This window comes from Streptomyces sp. NPDC044063, assembly GCF_056434285.1.
This window is the reverse complement of the sequence record NZ_JBWKFM010000042.1, coordinates 26,277-47,346: the sequence shown is the minus strand read 5'-3', so window position 1 is coordinate 47,346 and position 21,070 is coordinate 26,277. Positions and strand designations below refer to the sequence as shown.

19 protein-coding genes and 1 pseudogene are annotated in these 21,070 nt (G+C 71.1%); 9 read left to right on the top strand and 11 right to left on the bottom strand.

What is annotated here, in order from left to right:
• Positions 1-113: 113 nt before the first annotated feature.
• The 4 genes from AC07BS_RS32780 (at position 114) to AC07BS_RS32765 (ending at position 5,254) form a co-directional block, all read left to right on the top strand.
• Positions 114-1,469: a S8 family peptidase gene (locus AC07BS_RS32780; protein ID WP_478935303.1), complete on the top strand. Its 1,356-nt coding sequence runs from the start codon at positions 114-116 to the stop codon at positions 1,467-1,469.
• Positions 1,470-1,542: 73 nt separating this feature from the next.
• Positions 1,543-2,553, top strand: coding sequence for an agmatine deiminase family protein (locus AC07BS_RS32775; RefSeq protein WP_478935302.1), 1,011 nt, complete (start codon positions 1,543-1,545; stop codon positions 2,551-2,553).
• A 72-nt stretch (positions 2,554-2,625) separates the two neighbouring features.
• Positions 2,626-4,941, top strand: coding sequence for a hypothetical protein (locus AC07BS_RS32770; protein WP_478935301.1), 2,316 nt, complete (start codon positions 2,626-2,628; stop codon positions 4,939-4,941).
• Between the two features lie 148 nt (positions 4,942-5,089).
• A complete protein-coding gene (locus tag AC07BS_RS32765; protein ID WP_190065520.1) occupies positions 5,090-5,254 on the top strand; it encodes a hypothetical protein in 165 nt (54 codons plus the stop codon).
• Positions 5,255-5,304: 50 nt separating this feature from the next.
• On the opposite strand, the gene AC07BS_RS32760 is transcribed toward AC07BS_RS32765, so the two are convergent.
• Genes AC07BS_RS32760 through AC07BS_RS32725 form a run of 8 tightly spaced genes read right to left on the bottom strand, consistent with a single transcriptional unit; the run spans position 5,305 to position 11,947 of the window.
• Complete coding sequence (locus tag AC07BS_RS32760) at positions 5,305-5,664, bottom strand: metal-sulfur cluster assembly factor (RefSeq protein WP_478648549.1); 360 nt, start codon at positions 5,662-5,664, stop codon at positions 5,305-5,307.
• The gene (gene sufU, locus AC07BS_RS32755) at positions 5,661-6,125 is read right to left on the bottom strand and encodes a Fe-S cluster assembly sulfur transfer protein SufU (protein WP_478648546.1); all 465 of its coding nucleotides are present in this window, start codon (positions 6,123-6,125) and stop codon (positions 5,661-5,663) included. Before sufU ends, AC07BS_RS32760 begins: the two co-directional genes overlap by 4 nt.
• A 17-nt stretch (positions 6,126-6,142) precedes the next feature.
• On the bottom strand, positions 6,143-7,396 hold the full coding sequence (locus AC07BS_RS32750) for a cysteine desulfurase (RefSeq protein ID WP_478648755.1): 1,254 nt from the start codon (positions 7,394-7,396) through the stop codon (positions 6,143-6,145).
• 2 nt (positions 7,397-7,398) lie between these two features.
• Positions 7,399-8,163, bottom strand: a complete 765-nt coding sequence (gene sufC, locus AC07BS_RS32745; protein WP_478648544.1) for a Fe-S cluster assembly ATPase SufC — start codon at positions 8,161-8,163, stop codon at positions 7,399-7,401.
• A 7-nt stretch (positions 8,164-8,170) separates the two neighbouring features.
• Positions 8,171-8,491 carry a non-heme iron oxygenase ferredoxin subunit gene (locus AC07BS_RS32740; RefSeq protein WP_478648541.1) on the bottom strand — a complete coding sequence of 107 codons (321 nt, stop codon included), beginning with the start codon at positions 8,489-8,491 and terminating at the stop codon, positions 8,171-8,173.
• On the bottom strand, positions 8,488-9,669 hold the full coding sequence (gene sufD, locus AC07BS_RS32735) for a Fe-S cluster assembly protein SufD (RefSeq protein ID WP_478648539.1): 1,182 nt from the start codon (positions 9,667-9,669) through the stop codon (positions 8,488-8,490). The genes AC07BS_RS32740 and sufD overlap by 4 nt, the downstream gene beginning before the upstream one ends.
• A gap of 59 nt (positions 9,670-9,728) precedes the next feature.
• The gene (gene sufB, locus AC07BS_RS32730) at positions 9,729-11,150 is read right to left on the bottom strand and encodes a Fe-S cluster assembly protein SufB (protein ID WP_478648536.1); all 1,422 of its coding nucleotides are present in this window, start codon (positions 11,148-11,150) and stop codon (positions 9,729-9,731) included.
• Complete coding sequence (locus AC07BS_RS32725) at positions 11,147-11,947, bottom strand: helix-turn-helix transcriptional regulator (RefSeq protein WP_478648534.1); 801 nt, start codon at positions 11,945-11,947, stop codon at positions 11,147-11,149. The genes sufB and AC07BS_RS32725 overlap by 4 nt, the downstream gene beginning before the upstream one ends.
• A 137-nt stretch (positions 11,948-12,084) precedes the next feature.
• On the opposite strand from AC07BS_RS32725, the gene AC07BS_RS32720 reads away from it, so the two are divergent.
• From AC07BS_RS32720 to AC07BS_RS32710, 3 genes are all read left to right on the top strand, one after another.
• Positions 12,085-13,011, top strand: a complete 927-nt coding sequence (locus AC07BS_RS32720; protein ID WP_478648531.1) for an ABC transporter ATP-binding protein — start codon at positions 12,085-12,087, stop codon at positions 13,009-13,011.
• Complete coding sequence (locus tag AC07BS_RS32715; protein ID WP_478648528.1) at positions 13,008-13,823, top strand: ABC transporter permease; 816 nt, start codon at positions 13,008-13,010, stop codon at positions 13,821-13,823. Before AC07BS_RS32720 ends, AC07BS_RS32715 begins: the two co-directional genes overlap by 4 nt.
• A 79-nt stretch (positions 13,824-13,902) precedes the next feature.
• Positions 13,903-14,901, top strand: coding sequence for a COX15/CtaA family protein (locus AC07BS_RS32710; RefSeq protein ID WP_478935300.1), 999 nt, complete (start codon positions 13,903-13,905; stop codon positions 14,899-14,901).
• On the opposite strand, the pseudogene AC07BS_RS32705 reads toward AC07BS_RS32710, so the two are convergent.
• The 3 genes and pseudogenes from AC07BS_RS32705 to AC07BS_RS32695 form a co-directional block, all read right to left on the bottom strand.
• Positions 14,874-15,930 (bottom strand): annotated as a pseudogene (locus AC07BS_RS32705) (amidohydrolase). The gene AC07BS_RS32710 and the pseudogene AC07BS_RS32705 overlap by 28 nt on opposite strands.
• Before the next feature lie 74 nt (positions 15,931-16,004).
• On the bottom strand, positions 16,005-16,370 hold the full coding sequence (locus AC07BS_RS32700; protein WP_478648521.1) for a hypothetical protein: 366 nt from the start codon (positions 16,368-16,370) through the stop codon (positions 16,005-16,007).
• Positions 16,371-16,461: 91 nt separating this feature from the next.
• On the bottom strand, positions 16,462-17,403 hold the full coding sequence (locus AC07BS_RS32695; protein ID WP_478648518.1) for a heme o synthase: 942 nt from the start codon (positions 17,401-17,403) through the stop codon (positions 16,462-16,464).
• A 432-nt stretch (positions 17,404-17,835) separates the two neighbouring features.
• On the opposite strand from AC07BS_RS32695, the gene tkt reads away from it, so the two are divergent.
• Positions 17,836-19,917 (top strand): transketolase, encoded by a 2,082-nt coding sequence (tkt, locus tag AC07BS_RS32690; RefSeq protein ID WP_478648516.1) that lies wholly within the window; start codon positions 17,836-17,838, stop codon positions 19,915-19,917.
• A gap of 36 nt (positions 19,918-19,953) precedes the next feature.
• Positions 19,954-21,069, top strand: a complete 1,116-nt coding sequence (tal, locus tag AC07BS_RS32685; protein ID WP_478935299.1) for a transaldolase — start codon at positions 19,954-19,956, stop codon at positions 21,067-21,069.
• Position 21,070: the final 1 nt, after the last annotated feature.

Below are 21,070 nucleotides of genomic sequence, written 5' to 3'. Positions count from 1 at the left end.
CCAGTCCGGATCGCGGTCCCCGATAAGTCGACATATCCATTGACTGGGATGTTGATCACCACGACCGCCCGGAACGGACCCCGTGTGAGAACGCGCATGAGAACGGAACCCGCATGAGAATGGCCCGGCTCGCCCTGCCCGCAGCACTGATCACCGCGCTCCTCCCGCTGGCCGTCGGCCCCGCCGCCTCCGCCGACCCCGACCCCGCTCCCGGTCCCGGGCGCACCCCCCGCCTCGCCCCGCTCCGCGGCACCTGGGGCGTCCCGGTGCCCGACCACTACATCGTCACCCTGCGCAAGGGGGCCGCCCCGCGCGCCCTGAGCCGCCGGCTGGGCGTGAACCCGGACTACGTCTACACCCACGCCTTCACCGGCTTCGCCGCCACGCTCACCCCCGAGCAGCTGCTGGCCGTGCGCAGCGCCCCCGACGTCGAGGCGGTCGAGCAGGACACGGTCCTCAACCAGGCCGACGGGCCCGCGGGCGGTGGCAGGGCGCCCGGCGCGGCGGGCCCCGGCCCGGCCCCCGTGCCCGCGGCCCCCGGTCCCGGTCCTGGTCGCCGCCCAGGCCCCGCCCACGGGCCCGGCTCCCCCGCCGCGGCCGCCGCCGGGCCCGCGCCCCGCCCGTCCTCCCGGGTCGTCACCGACTCGTACGGCCTCGACCGCATCGACCAGCACAACCCGCCGCTCGACAACCGGTTCGACGTGGCGGCCACCGGCGAGGGCGTCACCGCCTATGTGATCGACACCGGGATCGACTACGCCCACCCCGAGTTCGGCGGCCGCGCGCGGAGCGGCACCGACCTCGTCACCGTCGGCGGCGACGGCAGCGACTGCCGCACCGGCAGCGGCCACGGCACCCATGTGGCCGGGGTGATCGGCGGCGCGGAGCACGGCGTGGCGCGCTCGGTGAAACTGGTCAGCGTGCGGGTCCTCAACTGCGACGGCCGCACCACCGTCGCCCGCTTCGTCGCGGGCTTCGACTACGTCGCCCGCGTCGCCTCCGGCCCGTCCGTCGTCAACGCGTCCATCGTCGGCCCGGCCTCACGGGCCGTCGACCGGGCGGCGGCCGGGGTGGCCGCCCGGGGCGCCCTGCCCGTGGTGGCGGCGGGCAACGAGAACGACAACGCCTGCGACCACTCCCCCTCGGGCGCGATGTCGGCCCTCGCGGTCGGGGCGGTGAACCAGTCGGACCAGATGACGGACTTCAGCAGCTACGGGCCCTGCGTACGGCTGCTCGCCCCCGGCGCGGACATCGTCTCGGCCCGGATGGGCGGCGGCACGACGACGAAGAGCGGGACGTCGCAGGCAGCACCGTTCGCCACCGGGGTGGCGGCGCTCTACACATCCCGGAACCCCTCGGCGTCGGCCACCCAGGTGGCCGACTGGCTGGTCCAGCAGTCGACGCGGAACGCGGTGGCGGACCTCAAGCCCGGCACCCCCAACCGCCTGCTGTACACGGGCGGCCTGTGACCCGGCCGTCCGCGGGGCCCCGGTTACGGTGGGGGCACCACGCCCCCACCGCCCAGCCCGAGGGATGCCGACGATGCGTCATCTGCCGTCCGAGTCACTGCCGCACGTCCGGACGCTGATGGGCTGGCCCCCCGCCGGACCGGTCTGGGGCAGGTACGTCGAGGACGTGCGCCGGGACGTGGCCGCCGTCGCGCGCACGGTCGCGGAACACGAGCCGGTGCTGATGGCGGCCTCGCCCGCGGACGCGGCGGCGGCGCGGCGGGCGTGCGGCGGGGCGGTCGAGGTGGTCCCGATGCCACTGGACGACCTGTGGCTGCGCGACTCCGGCCCCACGTTCGTCACGGGCCCGGGCGGCGAGGTGGCCGGCGTCGACTTCGGCTTCAACGGCTGGGGCGGCAAGCAGGCCCACCCGAACGACGCCCGGCTCGCCGCCCGCCTGCTGGACCTGCTCGGCGTGGAGCGGATCGAGGCCCCGATCGTGGCCGAGGGCGGCTCCCTGGACACCGACGGCGCGGGCACGCTCCTGGTCACCGAGAGCTCGCTGGTCAACGACAACCGCAACCCCGGCCGGTCCCGCGACGACATCGAGCGGGCCCTGAAGGACCTGCTCGGGGCGCGCACGGTGATCTGGCTCGAGGGCGTGCGCGGCGAGGACGTCACCGACTGCCACGTCGACGCCCTGGCCCGGTTCGCCGGCCCCGCCATGGTCGTCCTCAGCAGGCCGTCGGCCCCGGCGGCCCCCGGCGACGTCTGGACCGGGGTGTACGAACGCGCCCGTACGGCCCTGGAGGCCGCCACCGACGCCGAGGGCCGCACCCTGGAGATCGTCGAGATCCCCGAACCCGACCCGGACCGCCTCGGCGACCGCGGCCCGGACTTCCTGGGCAGCTACGTCAACTACTACGTCGTCAACGGCGCCGTGCTCGTCCCCCGCTTCGGCGACCCCCGCGCCGACGAGGAGGCGGCGGCCCTCCTGGCCGCCCTCCACCCGGGCCGCGCGGTCCGCCCCGTGGACATCCCCACCCTCGCCGAGGGCGGCGGCGGCATCCACTGCGCCACACAGCAACAGCCCGCCTCTCCATGAGGTCCGGCAGGCGCCTGGGACAAACCGACGCTCCGGCCATGCCCGAGCCGCGCCGTCAGGCAGGATCACTCCATGAACCACTCCTCCCACCCGGCTGGCGCTCGGGAAGAGCTGGCCCGGGCCATACGGACCGTCATGGACGAGATCGCAAACGGAGGCGGCAGGAAGCCTACTCAAGCGCAGATCGCCGCATTCACCCGACGTGATAAGAACCTCCGCACCGTGAGCACGACGGCCATCAGCGCTTGGCGCAATGGCAGGAGGCTGCCCGACTCGTGGGCCGCTCTGGACTCCTTCCTGACCGCCCTCGAGAGAACGGCATCGCTCCCGAAAGGCCGGTTCGACCGCGACCGGTGGTCACGGCTCTACGAACGGTCCCGCGCGGAGCCAGCACCCGCATACGCTGAGACAACAGTCTCGCTCCGTGTGCGGGATGCCGATCCACTCGAACTGAGAGTGCACCGCGCCCGCACGACCGACGACGGCAATGCAGTGCCCGACTACGTACCGCGTGACGTGGACCCCGCGGTCCGCCGTGCCCTGTCCCGTGCCGGACAGCACGGCGGCGTGATTCTGCTCGTCGGAGATTCGACAGCGGGCAAGACGCGGTGCGCCTACGAGGCGATGACCGCTGTCCTCCCGGACCATCTGCTCGTCGTACCGCGAAGCGCGAACGACGTATCGGAGGCGGTGACAGCCGTCGCGCGGTTCACCGCTTCGGGAGAACGCTGCGTTCTCTGGCTCAACGACATGGAACGCCACCTCGGCCCCGGAGGCCTTGATCTGCATGGCATCCGGGCGTTGCGAGCTGCCAAGGCCACCGTTCTGGGCACCATGCGTACGCGCTTCCGTCGCAATATGCCCACGGACGAACTCATGGGGGTCGCGGAGGAATTCGAAGTGAACCGGCTCTGGTCGCCCACCGAGATCCAGCGGGCACAGGAGCAACTGCGACGCAACCGGGATCCCCGGCTACGCCTGGCACTCGAACAATCGGACGACTTCGGCATCGCGGAGACCCTCGCGACGGGCCCACAGCTCTGGCGACGCCTCCGCGGCGCCTCGGTCGTCAACGGAAACCCGCGGGGCGCTGCCCTCGTGTGGGCGGCCATCGACCTGACGTTGGCCGGCTTGACCGACCCCCTCCCCCTCGACCTGATCACGGAACTCCACGAGGACTACCTTCCCGGTCGTAACAAGCAGCTGATCGGCCCCGAGCCACTCGACGCCGCATTGGCCTGGGCAACAACTCCCCCTGACGCCGTGACCCGGTTACTGATCCCCGAGGAGGACGGGCTACGTCCCTTCGATTACCTCTTGGACGCCCACCTACGGGAGAAGAGCCCTTCTCCCGACCTGATCCCGGAAAGGATCTGGGAGAGCGTCCTCACGTCGGGGACCGAGCGGCACCAGCGCTTCAACATCGCCATCGCGGCCCATGCCAATAGCCGCATGGACGTCGGACGCCGGGCTCTTCACCCGCTGGCCGACGCCCAGGACATCGAGGGCCTGCGTGCGCTCGGAGTGCTCTGCGAGCGCGAGGATCGCGACGAAGCCGCGCGATGGCTCCAGCTCGCGATCGATGCCGGCGACACCCTGGCCCTGCGGCTCATGGGCAACCTCCACTTCCGCCGCCGGGACAGGGACGGCGCGCACGAGTGGTACCGCAGAGCGGCCGAAGCCGGTGACGAGTTGTCGGAGTCGTATTACAACGAACCCGGCATCGTACGCGCTCGCGCCCCTCAGGTGTCCGCCGCCGAGCCCACGCCCACTAGGCCGGACGGCGTCGAGGAGGACGAGGAGTGGGACGAGGAGGAAGAGGAGCGGGAGCCCACACCGCGCACCTTGCGTCTCCTCGAAGCCGCCTTCGACATGCTGGCCGACTCGGCCTACGACGCCCTGGAGGAGATCGGCGACGCCCGCGTCGACCTGCGGGACAACTACGCCGAGGTGTTCAGCGCCATGCCGGTACTGACATGGGGGCAGAACACTGAATGGCGGCGTCGGATGGCCCGCTGCTTCGACGACCTCGCCGACGACATCCGGGCGGGCAATTGGCCCCTCCCCAACTGCACGGGTGAGGAAATGGCCATGCATCTGGCGCTTGAATACGCCTCCGTCATGGTCGCCGAAGAGCCTGAGCTGGTCACGTCCCTCGTGGAGGGGCTTCCGGAGGATCCCAAGGACTACGACTGGGGCTTCTGCATGTTCATATTTCTGGAGGACACCGACGTCCTGTTCCTCTACGAGCCGTGGTCCGACGGGATCGCGGACCCCGACCATCGCGTGAACCAAATCGCCGGCATCGTCAACCTCCAGGCGGACGACTGGTTCGACACGTTCTACGAGGACAGGGAACGCGATCCGGCCCGGGGCTTTCGGCGCTGATCCCGCGTCCCGCCGGGAATTCCCGCCCGAGGGGTCCGACCTGCGCGAACGGCCGTCGGCACGTGGAAAGACGGGCATCGGGACGCCGTTCCACGGTTGTGTGGTCCCGCGATCGCTCCCGTCCCGCTCCACCATGGAAAGGAACGCCATGTCCTTCGGCCCCGAGCTCCTGGTCCTGGCCTGTGTCCCCCTCGCGCTGACCGCCGCCGTCCTCCTCGTGGGGCACCTCGCCACTCTGCGCGGCCTGCGCGGCGACCAGCGCGTCGACGTCTACCGCATCCTCGCGGACGCGGTGACCAAACGACGCCGCTGACGAGTCGAGGCCCCCGGCATGACGCCGGGGGCCTCGACGGTGCAGCTGTATCAGACGTTGAAGCCCAGCGCCCGGAGCTGCTCGCGGCCCTCGTCGGTGATCTTGTCGGGGCCCCACGGCGGCATCCAGACCCAGTTGATCCGGAGCTCGTTGACGATGCCGTCGGTGGCCGACTTCGCCTGGTCCTCGATGACGTCGGTCAGCGGGCAGGCCGCGGACGTCAGGGTCATGTCGAGGGTGGCGATGTTGGCGTCGTCGATGTGGATGCCGTAGATCAGGCCCAGGTTGACGACGTCGATGCCCAGCTCGGGGTCGACGACGTCGTAGAGGGCCTCGCGGACCTCCTCCTCGGTGGCCGGCTTGATGGTGGCACCGGCCGCCTGCTCGGTGGTCTCGGCGTTCTCGCTCATACGGTCTTCCCTTCAGCGCCCTCGCCCAGTGCCTGGGCGGTCGCGTCCTTCCACGCCATCCAGCTCAGCAGAGCACACTTCACGCGTGCCGGGTACTTGGAGACGCCGGCGAACGCGACCGCGTCCTCCAGCACCTCCTCCATCGCGTCGTCCGGCTCGATGCGGCCCTTGGACTGCATCAGCTCCAGGAAGGTCTCCTGGATCCGGCGGGCCTCGTCGATCTCCTTGCCGACCAGCAGCTCGTTGAGCACCGAGGCGCTGGCCTGGCTGATGGAGCAGCCCTGACCCTCGTAGGAGACGTCCTCGACGGTCTCGCCGGCCAGCCGCACCCGCAGCGTGATCTCGTCGCCACAGGTCGGGTTGACGTGGTGCACCTCGGCGTCGCCGTCCCGCAAGCCCCGCCCGTGCGGGTGCTTGTAGTGGTCCAGGATGACGTCCTGGTACATCGAATCAAGCTTCACAGTGGCAGCCTCGTCCGTCAGCCGAAGAAGTTCCGTACGTGCTCCAGGCCCTCGATCAAGGCGTCGACCTCGCCGGGGGTGGAGTACAGGTAGAACGACGCCCGCGTGGTCGCGGGAATTCCGTACCGCAGGCAGACGGGGCGTGCGCAGTGGTGGCCGACGCGCACGGCGATGCCCTGCTCGTCGAGGACCTGGCCCACGTCGTGGGGGTGGATGTCGCCCAGGGTGAAGGAGACGGCGGCGCCGCGGTCCTCGGCCGTGGTGGGGCCGATGATGCGCAGGTCCGGGACCTCCTGGAGCCTGCGGATCGCGTACTCGGTGATCGCGTGCTCGTGGCGGGCGATGTTCTCCATGCCGATCGAGGTGAGGTAGTCCACCGCGGCGCCGAGGCCGACGGCCTGGGCGATCGGGGGCGTACCGGCCTCGAACTTGTGCGGCGCGGGGGCGTAGGTCGAGGAGTGCATCGAGACGGTCTCGATCATCTCGCCGCCGCCGAGGAACGGCGGCAGGTCCTCGAGGAGCTCCTGGCGGCCCCACAGGACGCCGATGCCGTCCGGGCCGCACATCTTGTGGCCGGTGAAGGCCACGAAGTCGGCCTGGAGCGCCTGGACGTCCAGCGGCATGTGCGGGGCGGCCTGGGAGGCGTCGATGACGACGAGCGCGCCGACCTGCTGGGCGCGGCGGACGATCGCCTCGACCGGGTTGACGGTGCCCAGGATGTTGGAGACGAGGACGAAGGAGACGACCTTGGTCTTCTCCGTGATGATCTCGTCGATGTTGGAGAGGTCGAGGCGGCCGTCGTCGGTCAGCCCGAACCACTTCAGCTTCGCACCGGTGCGCTGCGCCAGCAGCTGCCACGGGACGATGTTGGAGTGGTGCTCCATCTCCGTGATGACGATCTCGGTGTCGCGGTCCACGCGGTAGGGCTCATCCGCCCAGCCGAGCATGTTGGCGACCAGGTTCAGCGACTCCGAGGCGTTCTTGGTGAAGATCACCTCGTCGCGGCTGGGCGCGTTGATGAAGGCGGCGATCTTGTCACGCGCGCCCTCGTACAGTGCCGTGGCCTCCTCGGCGAGCACGTGCACGCCGCGGTGGACGTTGGCGTTGTGCTGCTCGTAGTGCTCGTTGAGCACGTCGAGCACCTGGCGCGGCTTCTGCGAGGTGGCCGCGTTGTCCAGGTAGACGAGCTTCTTCCCGTCATGGACCACACGGTCCAGGATGGGGAAGTCCTTACGGATCGCCTCGGTGTCGAGGAGGCCCGGCAGCAGTATCGTCACGCGGTTACGCCACCCTTCACGTACGCCTCGTAGCCCTCGTTCTCCAGCTTGTCCGCGAGCTCGGCGCCACCGGACTCGACCACGCGGCCATTGGCGAAGACGTGGACGAAGTCGGGCTTGATGTAGCGCAGGATGCGGGTGTAGTGGGTGATCAGCAGGGTGCCGACCTCACCGGTCTCGCGGACGCGGTTGACGCCCTCGGAGACGATGCGCAGGGCGTCGACGTCCAGGCCCGAGTCGGTCTCGTCGAGGATCGCGATCTTCGGCTTGAGCAGCTCGAGCTGGAGGATCTCGTGGCGCTTCTTCTCACCGCCGGAGAAGCCCTCGTTGACGTTGCGCTCGGCGAAGGCGGGGTCCATCTGGAGCTGCTCCATGGCGGACTTGACCTCCTTCACCCAGGTACGCAGCTTGGGGGCCTCGCCGCGGATGGCGGTGGCGGAGGTGCGCAGGAAGTTGGAGACCGAGACACCGGGGACCTCGACCGGGTACTGCATGGCGAGGAAGACGCCGGCGCGGGCGCGCTCGTCGACGGACATCGCCAGGACGTCCTCGCCGTCGAGGGTGACCGTACCGCCGGTGACCGTGTACTTGGGGTGACCGGCCAGGGAGTAGGCCAGGGTGGACTTGCCGGAGCCGTTCGGGCCCATGATGGCGTGGGTCTCGCCCTGCTTCACGGTCAGGTCGACGCCGCGCAGGATCTCCCGGGGGCCGTTCTCGGCCTCGACGGAGACGTGCAGGTCGTGGATCTCAAGCGTTGCCATGGGGAACTCAGGACTCCTGGGTGACGGAGACGAGCACGTCGTCCCCTTCGATCTTGACGGGGTATACGGGGACGGGGCGCGTGGCGGGGAGACCGTCGGGCTTACCGGTGCGCAGGTCGAAGCTGGAGCCGTGCAGCCAGCACTCGATGTGGCAGTTCTCCACCTCGCCCTCGGACAGCGAGACGTTGGCGTGCGAGCAGATGTCGTTGATCGCGAACACCTCGCCCTCGGTGCGGACCAGGGAGACCGGCGTGCCGTCGATCTCGACCCGCTTGGGGGTGTCCTCCTCCAGCTCGCTCAGGGCGGCCACCTTGACGAACTCGCTCATGCGACCGACGCCTCCAGCTCGGCCTCGATCTTGGCGATGAGGCGCTCCTCCAGGTCGGGAAGACCGATCTGCTGGACCAGCTCGGCGAAGAAGCCGCGGACGACCAGCCGGCGGGCCTCGTCGGCCGGGATGCCGCGGGCCATCAGGTAGAAGAGCTGCTCGTCGTCGAAGCGGCCGGTCGCCGAGGCGTGGCCGGCGCCGACGATCTCACCGGTCTCGATCTCCAGGTTGGGGACCGAGTCGACGCGGGCGCCGTCGGTGAGCACCAGGTTGCGGTTGAGCTCGTAGGTGTCGGTGCCCTCGGCCGCCGCGCGGATGAGCACGTCGCCGATCCAGACCGCGTGCGCGTCCTTGCCCTGCAGAGCGCCCTTGTAGGCGACGTTGCTGCGGCAGTGCGGGGTGTCGTGGTCGACGAGGAGGCGGTGCTCCTGGTGCTGGCCCTCGTCGGTGAAGTACAGGCCGTACAGCTCGGCCTCGCCGCCGGGACCGCCGTAGACGACCCGCGGGTGGAGGCGGACGAGGTCGCCGCCGAAGGTGACGATCACGGACTTGAAGGAGGCGTCGCGGCCGATCAGCGCCGTGTGCTGGGCGGCGTGCACCGCGGTGGCGTCCCAGTCCTGGACGGAGACGACGGTGAGCTTGGCGCCGTCGCCGAGGAGGTACTCGACGTTGGCGGCGAGCGTGGCGTCGCCGGTGTGGTCGAGGACGACGACGGCCTCGGCGAAGGCCCCGACCTCGATGACCTGGTGACCGAAGGCGACCCCGCCCTCGCCGCGCACGGAGATCCGGACGGGCTCGGTGAGCACCGTGTCCTTGGGCACCGAGACGACCGAGGCCTTCTCGAAGGAGCTGTACGCCTGCGCCGCGACCCGGTCGACCGGCTTGCCGGCCCGGCCCAGGCGGGCGTCGTCGCGGCCGACGGTCTCCACGGTCACGCCCTCGGGGGCGGTCACCTCGACCTTGACGCCGGCGCCGTCCGCGACGGCGGTGCCGTCGTGCAGGCCGCGGAGGCGCTCCAGGGGCGTGAACCGCCACTCCTCCTCGCGGCCGTGCGGCACGGGGAAGTCCGCGACGTCGTACGAGGCGGGGGCGCTGACCCGCGCGTCGATGGGCTGCTTCGGCCCGCCCACCTGGATGGCGCCGTCGGTCGTGCTGCCGGCGGGAGTGTTGTCAGCCATGGCTGTCGTCGTGCTCTCTTCCTGTCACAAAGGGTTCGCTGCGGTCGGGGGCGGGGTCGTCAGCCGACGGCGCCTTCCATCTGCAGCTCGATCAGCCGGTTGAGCTCCAGGGCGTACTCCATGGGCAGCTCGCGGGCGATCGGCTCGACGAAGCCGCGGACGATCATGGCCATGGCCTCGTCCTCGGACAGACCGCGGCTCATCAGGTAGAAGAGCTGGTCGTCGCTGACCTTGGAGACGGTCGCCTCGTGGCCCATGGAGACGTCGTCCTCACGGACGTCGACGTAGGGGTAGGTGTCCGACCGGGAGATGGTGTCCACCAGCAGGGCGTCGCAGAGCACGTTCGACTTGGAGCCGTGGGCACCCTCGCCGATCTCGATCAGACCGCGGTAGGAGGTGCGGCCGCCGCCTCGCGCCACCGACTTGGAGACGATGTTGGAGGAGGTGTTCGGCGCCATGTGGACCATCTTGGCGCCGGCGTCCTGGTGCTGGCCCTCGCCGGAGAAGGCGATGGACAGGGTCTCGCCCTTGGCGTGCTCGCCCATCAGGTAGACGGCCGGGTACTTCATCGTCACCTTGGAGCCGATGTTGCCGTCGACCCACTCCATGGTCGCGCCCTCGTAGGCCACGGCCCGCTTGGTGACCAGGTTGTAGACGTTGTTCGACCAGTTCTGGATCGTCGTGTAGCGGCAGCGGCCGCCCTTCTTGACGATGATCTCCACGACCGCGCTGTGCAGCGAGTCGGAGGAGTAGATCGGAGCCGTGCAGCCCTCGACGTAGTGGACGTAGGCGTCCTCGTCGACGATGATCAGCGTCCGCTCGAACTGACCCATGTTCTCCGTGTTGATACGGAAGTAGGCCTGCAGCGGGATGTCGACGTGGACACCCTTCGGCACGTAGATGAACGAGCCACCGGACCACACGGCGGAGTTCAGCGAGGCGAACTTGTTGTCGCCGACCGGGATCACCGTGCCGAAGTACTCCTGGAAGAGCTCCGGGTGCTCCTTCAGGGCGGTGTCGGTGTCCAGGAAGATGACGCCCTGCTCCTCCAGGTCCTCACGGATCTGGTGGTAGACGACCTCGGACTCGTACTGGGCGGCGACACCGGCGACCAGGCGCTGCTTCTCCGCCTCCGGGATACCCAGCTTGTCGTAGGTGTTCTTGATGTCCTCCGGCAGCTCCTCCCAGGAGGCCGCGGCCTTCTCGGTGGACCGGACGAAGTACTTGATGTTGTCGAAGTCGATGCCGGAGAGGTCGGAGCCCCAGGTCGGCATGGGCTTCTTGTCGAAGAGCCGCAGGCCCTTGAGACGGAGCTTGAGCATCCACTCGGGCTCGGACTTCTTCGCCGAGATATCGCGGACGACCTCCTCGGAGAGGCCGCGCTTGGCCGCGGCACCGGCCTCGTCGGAGTCGGCCCAGCCGTATTCGTACGTGCCCAGGCCCTCGAGCTCAGGGTGGGCAGTCTCCGTGGGGAGAGTCATGCGGGGTTCCTCCCGGCCGTGCTGGTGGATGCGGTGGTGGTCTTGGGGGTGCTGCTCTTGGGGATGAACGTCGTACACACCCCGTCGCCGTGGGCGATGGTGGCAAGACGCTGCACGTGAGTCCCGAGCAGGCGGGAGAAGACCTCGGTCTCCGCCTCGCACAGCTGCGGGAACTGCTCGGCGACATGGGCGACCGGGCAGTGGTGCTGGCAAAGCTGTTCGCCGACCGGTGCGCTGCGCGCCGTAGCAGCGTACCCGTCCGCGGTCAATGCCCTGGCGAGCACCTCGGCGCGGTCCTCGGGGGCCACGTCGGCCAGGGCGGCGCGATAGGCGTCGGCCTGGGCGGCCATCCGGGCCCGGGCGAAGGCGGCGACCGCGGCCTCGCCCATCTCGCCGCCGCCGGCGGCCTGGGCGATCCAGCGCAGGGCGTCCTCGGCGAGCTTGTCGTAGGCCTGGTCGAAGGCGTCCCGGCCGCAGTCGGTCAGGGCGAAGACCTTGGCGGGACGGCCGCGCGTACGGGCGCCGTAGACGCGCTTCTCGCGGGGCTCCACGACGCCCTCGGCCACCAGGGTGTCCAGGTGGCGGCGGACGGCCGCGGAGGTCAGCTCCAGCCGGACGGCCAGCTCGGCCGCCGTGGAGGGGCCGTGGTCCAGGATGGAGCGGGCGACGCGGTTGCGGGTGCCGCGCTGCTCGTCGTGGGCGCGCTGCTCGGGCCGCTCGGGCGCGGGCACGCCTGCGCGGGACCCGTCGGCCGGCCCGGCCACGGGGCCCTGTGGAGCCTCGCCCGCGTATTTCACAACACCATTGTTGCGTAATTGCCCGAGAGCCGACAAGCGCCGAACGGATCACGGAACGGTGGCTTTGGTCACTTAGGGTCACCTAAGCGCCCACCCCGGCGGGTCCGCCGCGCCCGGCGCCTCCGTACACTTCCCGCATGCATGAAGAGCCCGCGGTCGAGGTCCACGGCCTGGTCAAGCGGTACGGGACGAAAACCGCGGTCGACGGTCTCGATCTGACCGTCGCGACCGGCGGCGTCACCGCCGTCCTCGGCCCCAACGGGGCCGGCAAGACCACCACCATCGAGACCTGCGAGGGCTACCGCCGCCCCGACGCCGGCACCGTCCGCGTCCTCGGCCTCGACCCCGTCGCCGACGCCGCCGCGCTGCGTCCGCGCGTCGGCGTGATGCTGCAGAGCGGCGGGATCTACGCGGGCGCCCGCGCGGAGGAGATGCTCCGCCACACCGCGTCCCTCCACGCCCACCCGCTGGACGTCGGCGCGCTGATCGAACGCCTCGGGCTCGGCGACTGCGGCCGCACGACCTACCGCAGGCTCTCCGGCGGCCAGCAGCAGCGCCTCTCGCTCGCCATGGCCGTGGTCGGCCGCCCCGAGCTGGTCTTCCTCGACGAGCCGACCGCCGGCCTCGACCCGCAGGCCCGCCACGCCACCTGGGCGCTGGTGCGCGAGCTGCGCGCGGACGGCGTGACGGTCGTGCTGACCACCCACTACATGGACGAGGCCGAGCAGCTCGCCGACGACGTCGCGATCATCGACGGCGGCAGGGTCATCGCCCAGGGCAGCCCCGAGAAGCTGTGCCGCGGCGGTGCCGAGAACACCCTGCGCTTCAGCGGCCGCCCCGGCCTGGACCTCGCCTCGCTGCTCAAGGCCCTGCCGGCGGACTCCGCCGCCGTGGAGCCGACCCCGGGCACGTACCGCGTCAACGGCAGGGTCGACCCCCAGCTGCTCGCCACGGTGACCGCCTGGTGCGCCCAGCACGGCGTGATGCCGGACCGGATAACGGTCGAGCGGCACACCCTCGAGGACGTCTTTCTCGAATTGACCGGCAAGGAGCTGCGCGGATGAGCGCCGATTCGACCGCGACCGGTACGACCGCCACCGGCGCCTTCACCCCCCGCCCCGGTGCCGCGCCGCTCGGCCGGATGATCCGGGCGCAGGCCGCGCTGGAGACCCGGATGCTGCTGCGCAACGGCGAGCAGCTGCTGCTCACCGTGATCATCCCCAGCCTCCTGCTGCTCCTCTTCGGCACCGTCGACATCGTCACTGTGCCGGCCGGAAAGACGGGGGGTGAGGGGAAGGCCGTCGACTTCCTGGCGCCCGGCGTGCTGGCGCTGGCCGTGCTGTCCACGGCGTTCACCGGGCAGGCCATCGCCACCGGGTTCGAGCGGCGCTACGGCGTCCTCAAGCGGCTCGGCGCCTCGCCGCTGCCGCGGTGGGGGCTGATGACGGCCAAGACCTGCTCGGTGCTGGTCACCGAGCTCCTCCAGGTCGCGCTGCTGACGGCCATCGCCTTCGCGCTCGGCTGGTCGCCGCACGGGAATCCGCTGTCCGTGCTCCTGCTGCTGCTCCTGGGCACCGCGGCGTTCTCCGGGCTGGGCCTGCTGATGGCCGGCACGCTCCGGGCGGAGGCGACGCTGGCCGCCGCCAACCTGGTCTTCCTGCTGCTGCTGGTCGGCGGCGGGGTGATCGTGCCGCTGGAGAAGTTCCCGGACGCCGCCCAGCAGGTGCTGTCCCTGCTGCCCATCGCCGCGCTCTCGGACGGCCTGCGGGACGTCCTGCGGGACGGCGCGGGCGTGCCGTGGGCCGATCTGGGCGTGCTGGCCGCGTGGGCCGTGCTGGGCCTGGGCGCCGCGGGCCGTTTCTTCCGCTGGGAGTAGTCCGCCGGGAGCAGAACGCGGCCGGGGCGAACCGGACCCTCGTGAATCCGTGCACAAGCCCACCCTTACGATGACTTCCGTGCCGAAAACGCTGAACCCCCTCCAGCTCGTCGCCGACCGCTGGCAGCCCACCGACCGTTTCGTCCGGCGAGCGACGCTGGCCTGCGTCGTCATGGCCGTGATCATCGTCGTGACGGGCGGCGCGGTCCGGCTGACCCAGTCCGGCCTCGGCTGCCCGACGTGGCCGACGTGCACCGAGGACAGCCTGACGCCCACCCCGGCGATGGGCATCAACGGCATCATCGAGTTCACCAACCGCATGCTGACCTACGTGCTGTGCGCGGTGGTCGGCGTGGCGATCGTCGCGGCACGCGCGCGTGCCCCGCGCCGCCGGCCGCTGACCCGCCTGGGCTGGGCCCAGTTCTGGATCGTCGCGAGCAACGGCATCATCGGCGGCATCACCGTGCTGACGGGCCTCAACCCGTACATCGTGGCGGCCCACTTCCTGGCGGCGAACACGCTGCTGACGGTGGCCGTGGTGATGTGGCACCGCGCGGGCGAGGGCGACGACGAGCCGCGCGACCTGGTGGCCCGCCCGGTGCGTCAGCTGAGCTGGGTGCTCCTCGCCGCGAGCGCCGCGCTGATCGTGGCCGGCACGATCGTCACGGGCTCCGGCCGGCACGCGGGCGACGCGAAGAAGGACGTCCACCGCATCCCGCTGGACTGGCACGAGGTCACCCAGCTGCACGTCGACTTCGTCTACATCGTCATCGGCCTCACCGTGGCCCTGTGGTTCGTGCTGCGGGCCGTCAAGGCGCCCGCCGCGCCGCGGCGGCGGGTGGTGGAGCTGTTCGCCGTGCTGATGCTCCAGGGCGTCGTCGGCTACGTGCAGTACTTCAACGACTCGCCCGAGATCGTGGTGGGCACCCACATGTTCGGCTCCTGCCTGGTCTGGATCGCGGTGCTGCGGGTCTTCCTGTCGCTGCGCGACCGCGGCGAGGCCGTGGCACTGCCGGGTCCGTCCGGCGCGCCGGAGGTCTCGGCGAGCGGTCAGCCCGTGGCGGCGTCCAGCCGGTAGACCCGGCGCGCGGTGCCGGCGGCGACGAGCGAGGCGATGCGCCCCGCCTCCGTCGCCCGGCACCAGCCGTCGGCGACCCAGTCGCCCATGAGCCGCTCCAGGGCCCGCAGGAACAGCCGGGCGGCGACCACGTAGAGCTCCAGCAGTCCCCGCGCGCCCGTGGAGAACAGCAGCTTGCCGAAGGGGGCCTCGCGGAGGGCCTCCTCCGGGTCCACGCCGGCGTCGGCGTAGACGTGCGGGAAGGCGGCGGCCAGCTGGGCCGCCTGCCGCCGGTGCCAGGGGTCCGGCAGCAGCACCAGGTCGATGCCGCGGCCCGCGGTGGCGCGCAGGAAGCCCGTCAGGTGCCGGGGGTCGGAGCAGTGGAGCTGCACGGGCAGGCCCGTGGCGGCCGCGCACCACAGCAGATAGCGGCCGAGCACCGGATCGGTGAGCGCGTCGCCCGGGCGGCGGGTGCGCAGCCAGTGCCCGGCGGCCTCGCGGACGTCGGCGGCCGGGGGCGGGGTGTCGGCGCAGCTCCCGACGCCGGAGGCGAAGGCGGTGGCGGTGCCGGCGGCGGTGTAGAGCGCCTCGGCGGCGTCGGCGAGGAAGGCGTCCGGGCCGTCGGCGGTGTCGGCGAGGCGCGCGGCGAGGGGTTCGAGCCGGACGACCGCGTGGGCCCGGCCGTCCGCGACGCGGGCGAGCTCGGCGGGCGAGGTGAGGCCGCCGGTCGTCCCCGACTCCAGCAGGAAGGTGCCGATGCCGGTGCCGCGCAGCAGCAGCCGGCCGGCGGTAGGCGCCCAGTTCACGGCGGCGGGCGAGGTAGCGCACGGGCGCGCAGTGCGGTTCGAGGCCCAGCAGGGGCGGGCACCAGCGGCGGACGGCCAGGCCGGCGCGGCTGTCGAAGAAGGTGGTGCCGGGCGGGGCGGGGCCGGTGGCCCCGGCCGCTTCGGCGAGCCGTGTCTCGAACTCCCCCAGGCCCAGGTCACCGTGGACGGCGCCGTGGCTGTGCTGGTCGACGAGGGGCGGTATGCCCTCGGTCAGGCCGTCCATGCCGCCTCCTCGCCCGTCCCCCACCGCGCGGCGCGCGGCGCCGCTCCCGGTGGGTCTAACGGGCGAGGGAGCCGTCAGTTATCGGCGGGCGGGTTGGCGGGGCCGCCGATCTGGATGCCGGCCATGCGTGTCCACTCGTACGGGCCGGTGCGGACCTTGGCGGCGAACTCGCCGTCGAAGTCGTCGTGGAGGGTGATGCCGGCGAGCCGGACCGCCTCCCGCGCGGTCTCGAAGTCGCGGGCGACGAGGTTGCCCCACTCGCCGTTGGCGCCGACGAGGGCGATCCGGGTGGTGCCGCGGGCGATGTGCGCGAGCTGGCCCTCGGCGTCGCCGCCGTGGCTCCTGGCGAACGCGGTGATCTGCTTCGCCAGCTTCGCCGCCCGCTTGGGGTCGGCCGCCGGCTGCTGGGGGTCGGCCGCTGCCTGCTTGGTGTCTGCCATGGCCAGGATGCTACCGACGAGTAGCACAAACGGCGATGGGCGGCGCGGGTGGCCTTGACCACCCCCGCCGCCCATCCCCAGGACGGTGTGTCTAACGCAGGAACGGATCGATCGCGACGGCCGTGAACAGCAGCGACACATAGGTGATCGACCAGTGGAACAGGCGCATCTCCTTGAGCTTCGCGCCCGTGACGCCCGCCTTGGCGCGCGCCTGGAGCGCGTGCGCCTCCTTGAGCCAAAAGCCGCCGCACACCAGGGCGACCAGCGTGTAGAACCAGCCGGTGTAGCCCAGCGGGGTGAGCAGCAGCGACACGCCGACCATCACCCAGCTGTAGAGGACGATCTGCTTGGCCACGGCCTTGTTGCCCGCGATGACCGGCAGCATCGGCACGCCGACGCGCTCGTAGTCGTCCTTCACCTTCATCGACAGCGGCCAGTAGTGCGGCGGCGTCCAGAAGAAGATGACGAGGAAGAGGATCAGGGAGGCCCAGGAGACCTCGTTCTTCACCGCGGACCAGCCGATGAGGACCGGCAGGCAGCCGGCGATGCCGCCCCAGACGATGTTCTGCGCGGTACGGCGCTTGAGGATCATCGTGTAGACGACGACGTAGAAGGCGTTGGCGCCGAGCGAGAGCATCGCCGACAGGGGGTTGACCAGATACCAGAACCACACCGTCGAGCCGACGGTCAGCGCGGTGGCGAAGACCAGGCACTCGGCGGGCGAGACCATGCCCGTGACCAGCGGACGCTGGGACGTACGGTCCATCATCGCGTCGATGTCACGGTCGTAGTACATGTTGAACGCGCCCGCGCCGCCGGCGGAGAGGTAGCCACCGAGGCAGGTGGCCAGCACCAGCCACAGGTCCGGCACGCCCTCGGCCGCCAGGAACATCACCGGCACCGTCGTCATCAGCAGCAACTCGATGACGCGCGGCTTCGTCAGCGCCACGAACGCCTTGACACGGGCCCCGAACGGCCGGTGACCGGGGGTCTCGGCGAGCACCCCCGCAGGACGGGATTCGACGGCCGTCACGCACACCCCTGACAGAGATAAGGCCAGCAAGCGCGTCCGGGCGGAGTGTCCCGGGTGAAGGCTTGCGCGTACCAAGCCACTCTAGACGCAGGGGTGAGCCCGTCCTCCGCCGGGGTGGTGTCGTGTTGGGACGGCGCGCCGCGGCGTCGCGCGGGCCCCGGTGCGGCGGGACGGCGGCGCTCGACAGGCGGTCCGGCGCCGGGCCCGGCAGGCTGGGACGAGGACCGCCACGCCGTGGCGGGAATTCCTGCCGCGCCGAGGAGGTTGCCGGGGGCGACGATCGAATGCGGGCACTCATTTGAGTGCCCCGGAGCCCGACTGTTCGTCGAAAAAATGCGTGTCCAGGCGGGGGTAGGCTCGACTTCGCCGCGTCGTGGCGGGCAATACCGCCCCCGGCAGATTGAACATGTGGAGAGGAGCCCTGATCCGAGGGTGAGCACCAAGCCGACCACCACAGACCTCGAATGGACCGAACTGGACCAGCGGGCCGTCGATACCGCCCGTGTCCTGGCCATGGACTCCGTGCAGAAGGTCGGCAACGGCCATCCGGGCACGGCCATGAGCCTGGCGCCCGCCGCCTATCTGCTGTTCCAGAAGCTGATGCGGCACGACCCGAGCGACGCCGACTGGACCGGCCGTGACCGGTTCGTCCTCTCCCCCGGCCACACCAGCCTGACGCTGTACGTCCAGCTCTTCCTGTCCGGCTACGGCCTGGAGCTCGCGGACCTCAAGGCGTTCCGCACCTGGGACAGCAAGACGCCGGGCCACCCGGAGCACGGCCACACCCGGGGCGTGGAGACCACCACCGGTCCGCTGGGCCAGGGCATCGCCAACGCGGTGGGCATGGCCATGGCCGCCCGCTACGAGCGCGGCCTGTTCGACCCGGAGGCGCCGAAGGGCGAGTCCCCGTTCGACCACACCATCTGGGCGATCGTCTCCGACGGCGACCTGGAGGAGGGCATCTCCGCCGAGGCGTCCTCGCTGGCCGGCCACCAGAAGCTGGGCAACATCGTCGCCCTGTACGACGACAACCACATCTCGATCGAGGGCGACACCGAGACCGCCTTCTCCGAGGACGTGCTCAAGCGCTACGAGGCCTACGGCTGGCACGTCCAGCGCATCGAGCAGGCCGCCAGCGGCGACTTCGACATCCAGGCCCTCCACGCCGCCTTCCAGGCCGCCAAGGCCGAGACCGAGCGCCCCTCGATCATCGCGGCGCGCACGATCATCGCCTGGCCGGCCCCGAACGCCCAGAACACCGAGGCCTCCCACGGCTCGGCGCTCGGCGACGCCGAGGTGGCCGCCACCAAGCGCGTGCTGGGCTTCGACCCCGAGCAGCACTTCCCGGTCGAGGACGAGGTCCTGGCCCACGCCCGCAAGGTCGTCGACCGCGGCCGCGAGGCGCACGCCGCCTGGGACAAGCGGATCCAGGAGTGGCGCGAGGCCAACCCGGAGCGCGCCGCCGACTTCGACCGCATCTCCGCGGGCGAGCTGCCCGACGGCTGGGAGAAGGCCGTCCCGGTCTTCCCGGCCGGCAAGGACGTCGCCACCCGCAAGGCCTCCGGTGAGGTCCTCAAGGCGCTGGGCGGCGTGATCCCCGAGCTGTGGGGCGGTTCCGCCGACCTCGCCGGCTCGAACAACACCACGATCGACGCGTCGTCGTCCTTCCTCCCCGAGGGCAACCCCCTCCCGGAGGCGAACCCGTACGGCCGCACGATCCACTTCGGCATCCGCGAGCACGCCATGGGTTCGACCATGAACGGCATCGCGCTGCACGGCAACACCCGCGTCTACGGCGGCACCTTCCTGGTGTTCTCCGACTACATGCGCCCGGCCGTGCGCCTGGCCGCGCTGATGAAGCTGCCGGTCACGTATGTCTGGACGCACGACTCCATCGGTCTCGGCGAGGACGGCCCGACCCACCAGCCGGTCGAGCACATGGCCGCCCTGCGCGCCATCCCGGGCCTGAACATGGTCCGCCCGGCCGACGCCAACGAGACGGCCATCGCCTGGCGCGAGATCGTCAAGCGCCACACCGCCAAGCCCGCGCCGCACGGTCTGGCCCTCACCCGCCAGAACGTCCCGACGTACGAGGCCAACGAGGGCGTCGCCAAGGGCGGCTACGTCCTGTTCGAGGCCGAGGGCGGCCGCCCGCAGGTGATCCTCGTGGGCACCGGCTCCGAGGTCCAGCTGGCCGTCGAGGCCCGCGAGGTCCTCCAGGCCGAGGGCATCCCGACCCGTGTGGTCTCGATGCCGTCCGTCGAGTGGTTCGAGGAGCAGGACCAGGCGTACCGCGACGGCGTCCTGCTGCCGGACGTCAAGGCCCGCGTGGCCGTCGAGGCCGGCATCGGCCTGACCTGGCACCGCTACGTCGGCGAGGCCGGCCGGATCGTCTCGCTGGAGCACTTCGGCGCCTCCGCCGACTACAAGGTGCTCTACCGCGAGTTCGGTCTGACCTCCGACGCCGTCGTCGAGGCCGCCCGCGAGTCGATCGCCGACGCCAACCGCCGCTGACGCGGCCCGCACACCATTCCCGTAGGAGCCAAACCCATGACGGACGCACTCAAGCGCCTCTCCGACGAAGGCGTCGCGATCTGGCTGGACGACCTGTCCCGCAAGCGCATCACCTCCGGCAACCTGGCCGAGCTGATCGACCAGAGCCACGTCGTCGGCGTCACCACCAACCCGTCGATCTTCCAGAAGGCGATCTCCGGCGGCGAGGGCTACGAGCAGCAGCTCACCGACCTCGCGGCCCGCAAGGTCACCGTCGACGAGGCCATCCGCATGATCACGACGGCCGACGTGCGTGACGCCGCCGACATCCTGCGCCCGGTCTTCGACGCGACGGACGGCCAGGACGGCCGGGTCTCCATCGAGGTCGACCCCCGCCTGGCCCACAACACGGCCGCCACGGTGGCCGAGGCCAAGCAGCTGGCCTGGCTGGTGGACCGCCCCAACACCCTGATCAAGATCCCGGCCACCCAGGCGGGCCTGCCGGCCATCACCGACGTGATCGGCCGCGGCATCAGCGTCAACGTCACGCTGATCTTCTCCCTCGAGCGCTACCGCGCGGTGATGGACGCCTACCTGTCCGGCCTGGAGCAGGCCAAGGCCGCCGGCCTGGACCTGTCCCTGATCCACTCGGTCGCCTCGTTCTTCGTGTCCCGCGTGGACACCGAGATCGACAAGCGCCTGGACGCGATGGGCACCGACGAGGCCAAGGCGATGCGCGGCAAGGCCGCCCTCGCCAACGCCCGCCTGGCCTACCAGGCGTACGAGGAGGTCTTCTCCTCGGACCGCTGGGCCGCCCTGGAGAAGGCCGGCGCCAACAAGCAGCGTGCGCTGTGGGCCTCGACCGGCGTCAAGGACCCGGCCTACAAGGACACCCTGTACGTGGACGACCTGGTGGCGCCGAACACGGTGAACACCATGCCGGAGGCCACCCTGGAGGCCACCGCCGACCACGGGCAGATCACCGGTGACACGGTGCGCGGCACGTACGAGCAGGCCAAGGCCGAGCTCGACGCGCTCGCGAAGCTGGGCGTCTCGTACGACGAGGTCGTCCAGCTGCTGGAGGACGAGGGCGTCGAGAAGTTCGAGGCGTCGTGGAACGACCTGCTGAAGTCCACTGAGGCGGAGCTCAAGCGCCTCGCTCCGGAGGCGTGAA

Coding starts and splice junctions, on each gene's coding strand:
- AC07BS_RS32760 (WP_478648549.1), bottom strand. CDS start 5,664: ATGAGCGAGAACGCCGAGACCACCGAGCAGGCGGCCGGTGCCACCATC.
- AC07BS_RS32775 (WP_478935302.1), top strand. CDS start 1,543: ATGCGTCATCTGCCGTCCGAGTCACTGCCGCACGTCCGGACGCTGATG.
- AC07BS_RS32770 (WP_478935301.1), top strand. CDS start 2,626: ATGAACCACTCCTCCCACCCGGCTGGCGCTCGGGAAGAGCTGGCCCGG.
- sufD (WP_478648539.1), bottom strand. CDS start 9,669: ATGGCTGACAACACTCCCGCCGGCAGCACGACCGACGGCGCCATCCAG.
- AC07BS_RS32765 (WP_190065520.1), top strand. CDS start 5,090: ATGTCCTTCGGCCCCGAGCTCCTGGTCCTGGCCTGTGTCCCCCTCGCG.
- tal (WP_478935299.1), top strand. CDS start 19,954: ATGACGGACGCACTCAAGCGCCTCTCCGACGAAGGCGTCGCGATCTGG.
- AC07BS_RS32715 (WP_478648528.1), top strand. CDS start 13,008: ATGAGCGCCGATTCGACCGCGACCGGTACGACCGCCACCGGCGCCTTC.
- sufC (WP_478648544.1), bottom strand. CDS start 8,163: ATGGCAACGCTTGAGATCCACGACCTGCACGTCTCCGTCGAGGCCGAG.
- AC07BS_RS32740 (WP_478648541.1), bottom strand. CDS start 8,491: ATGAGCGAGTTCGTCAAGGTGGCCGCCCTGAGCGAGCTGGAGGAGGAC.
- AC07BS_RS32780 (WP_478935303.1), top strand. CDS start 114: ATGAGAATGGCCCGGCTCGCCCTGCCCGCAGCACTGATCACCGCGCTC.
- AC07BS_RS32700 (WP_478648521.1), bottom strand. CDS start 16,370: ATGGCAGACACCAAGCAGGCAGCGGCCGACCCCCAGCAGCCGGCGGCC.
- AC07BS_RS32720 (WP_478648531.1), top strand. CDS start 12,085: ATGCATGAAGAGCCCGCGGTCGAGGTCCACGGCCTGGTCAAGCGGTAC.
- sufB (WP_478648536.1), bottom strand. CDS start 11,150: ATGACTCTCCCCACGGAGACTGCCCACCCTGAGCTCGAGGGCCTGGGC.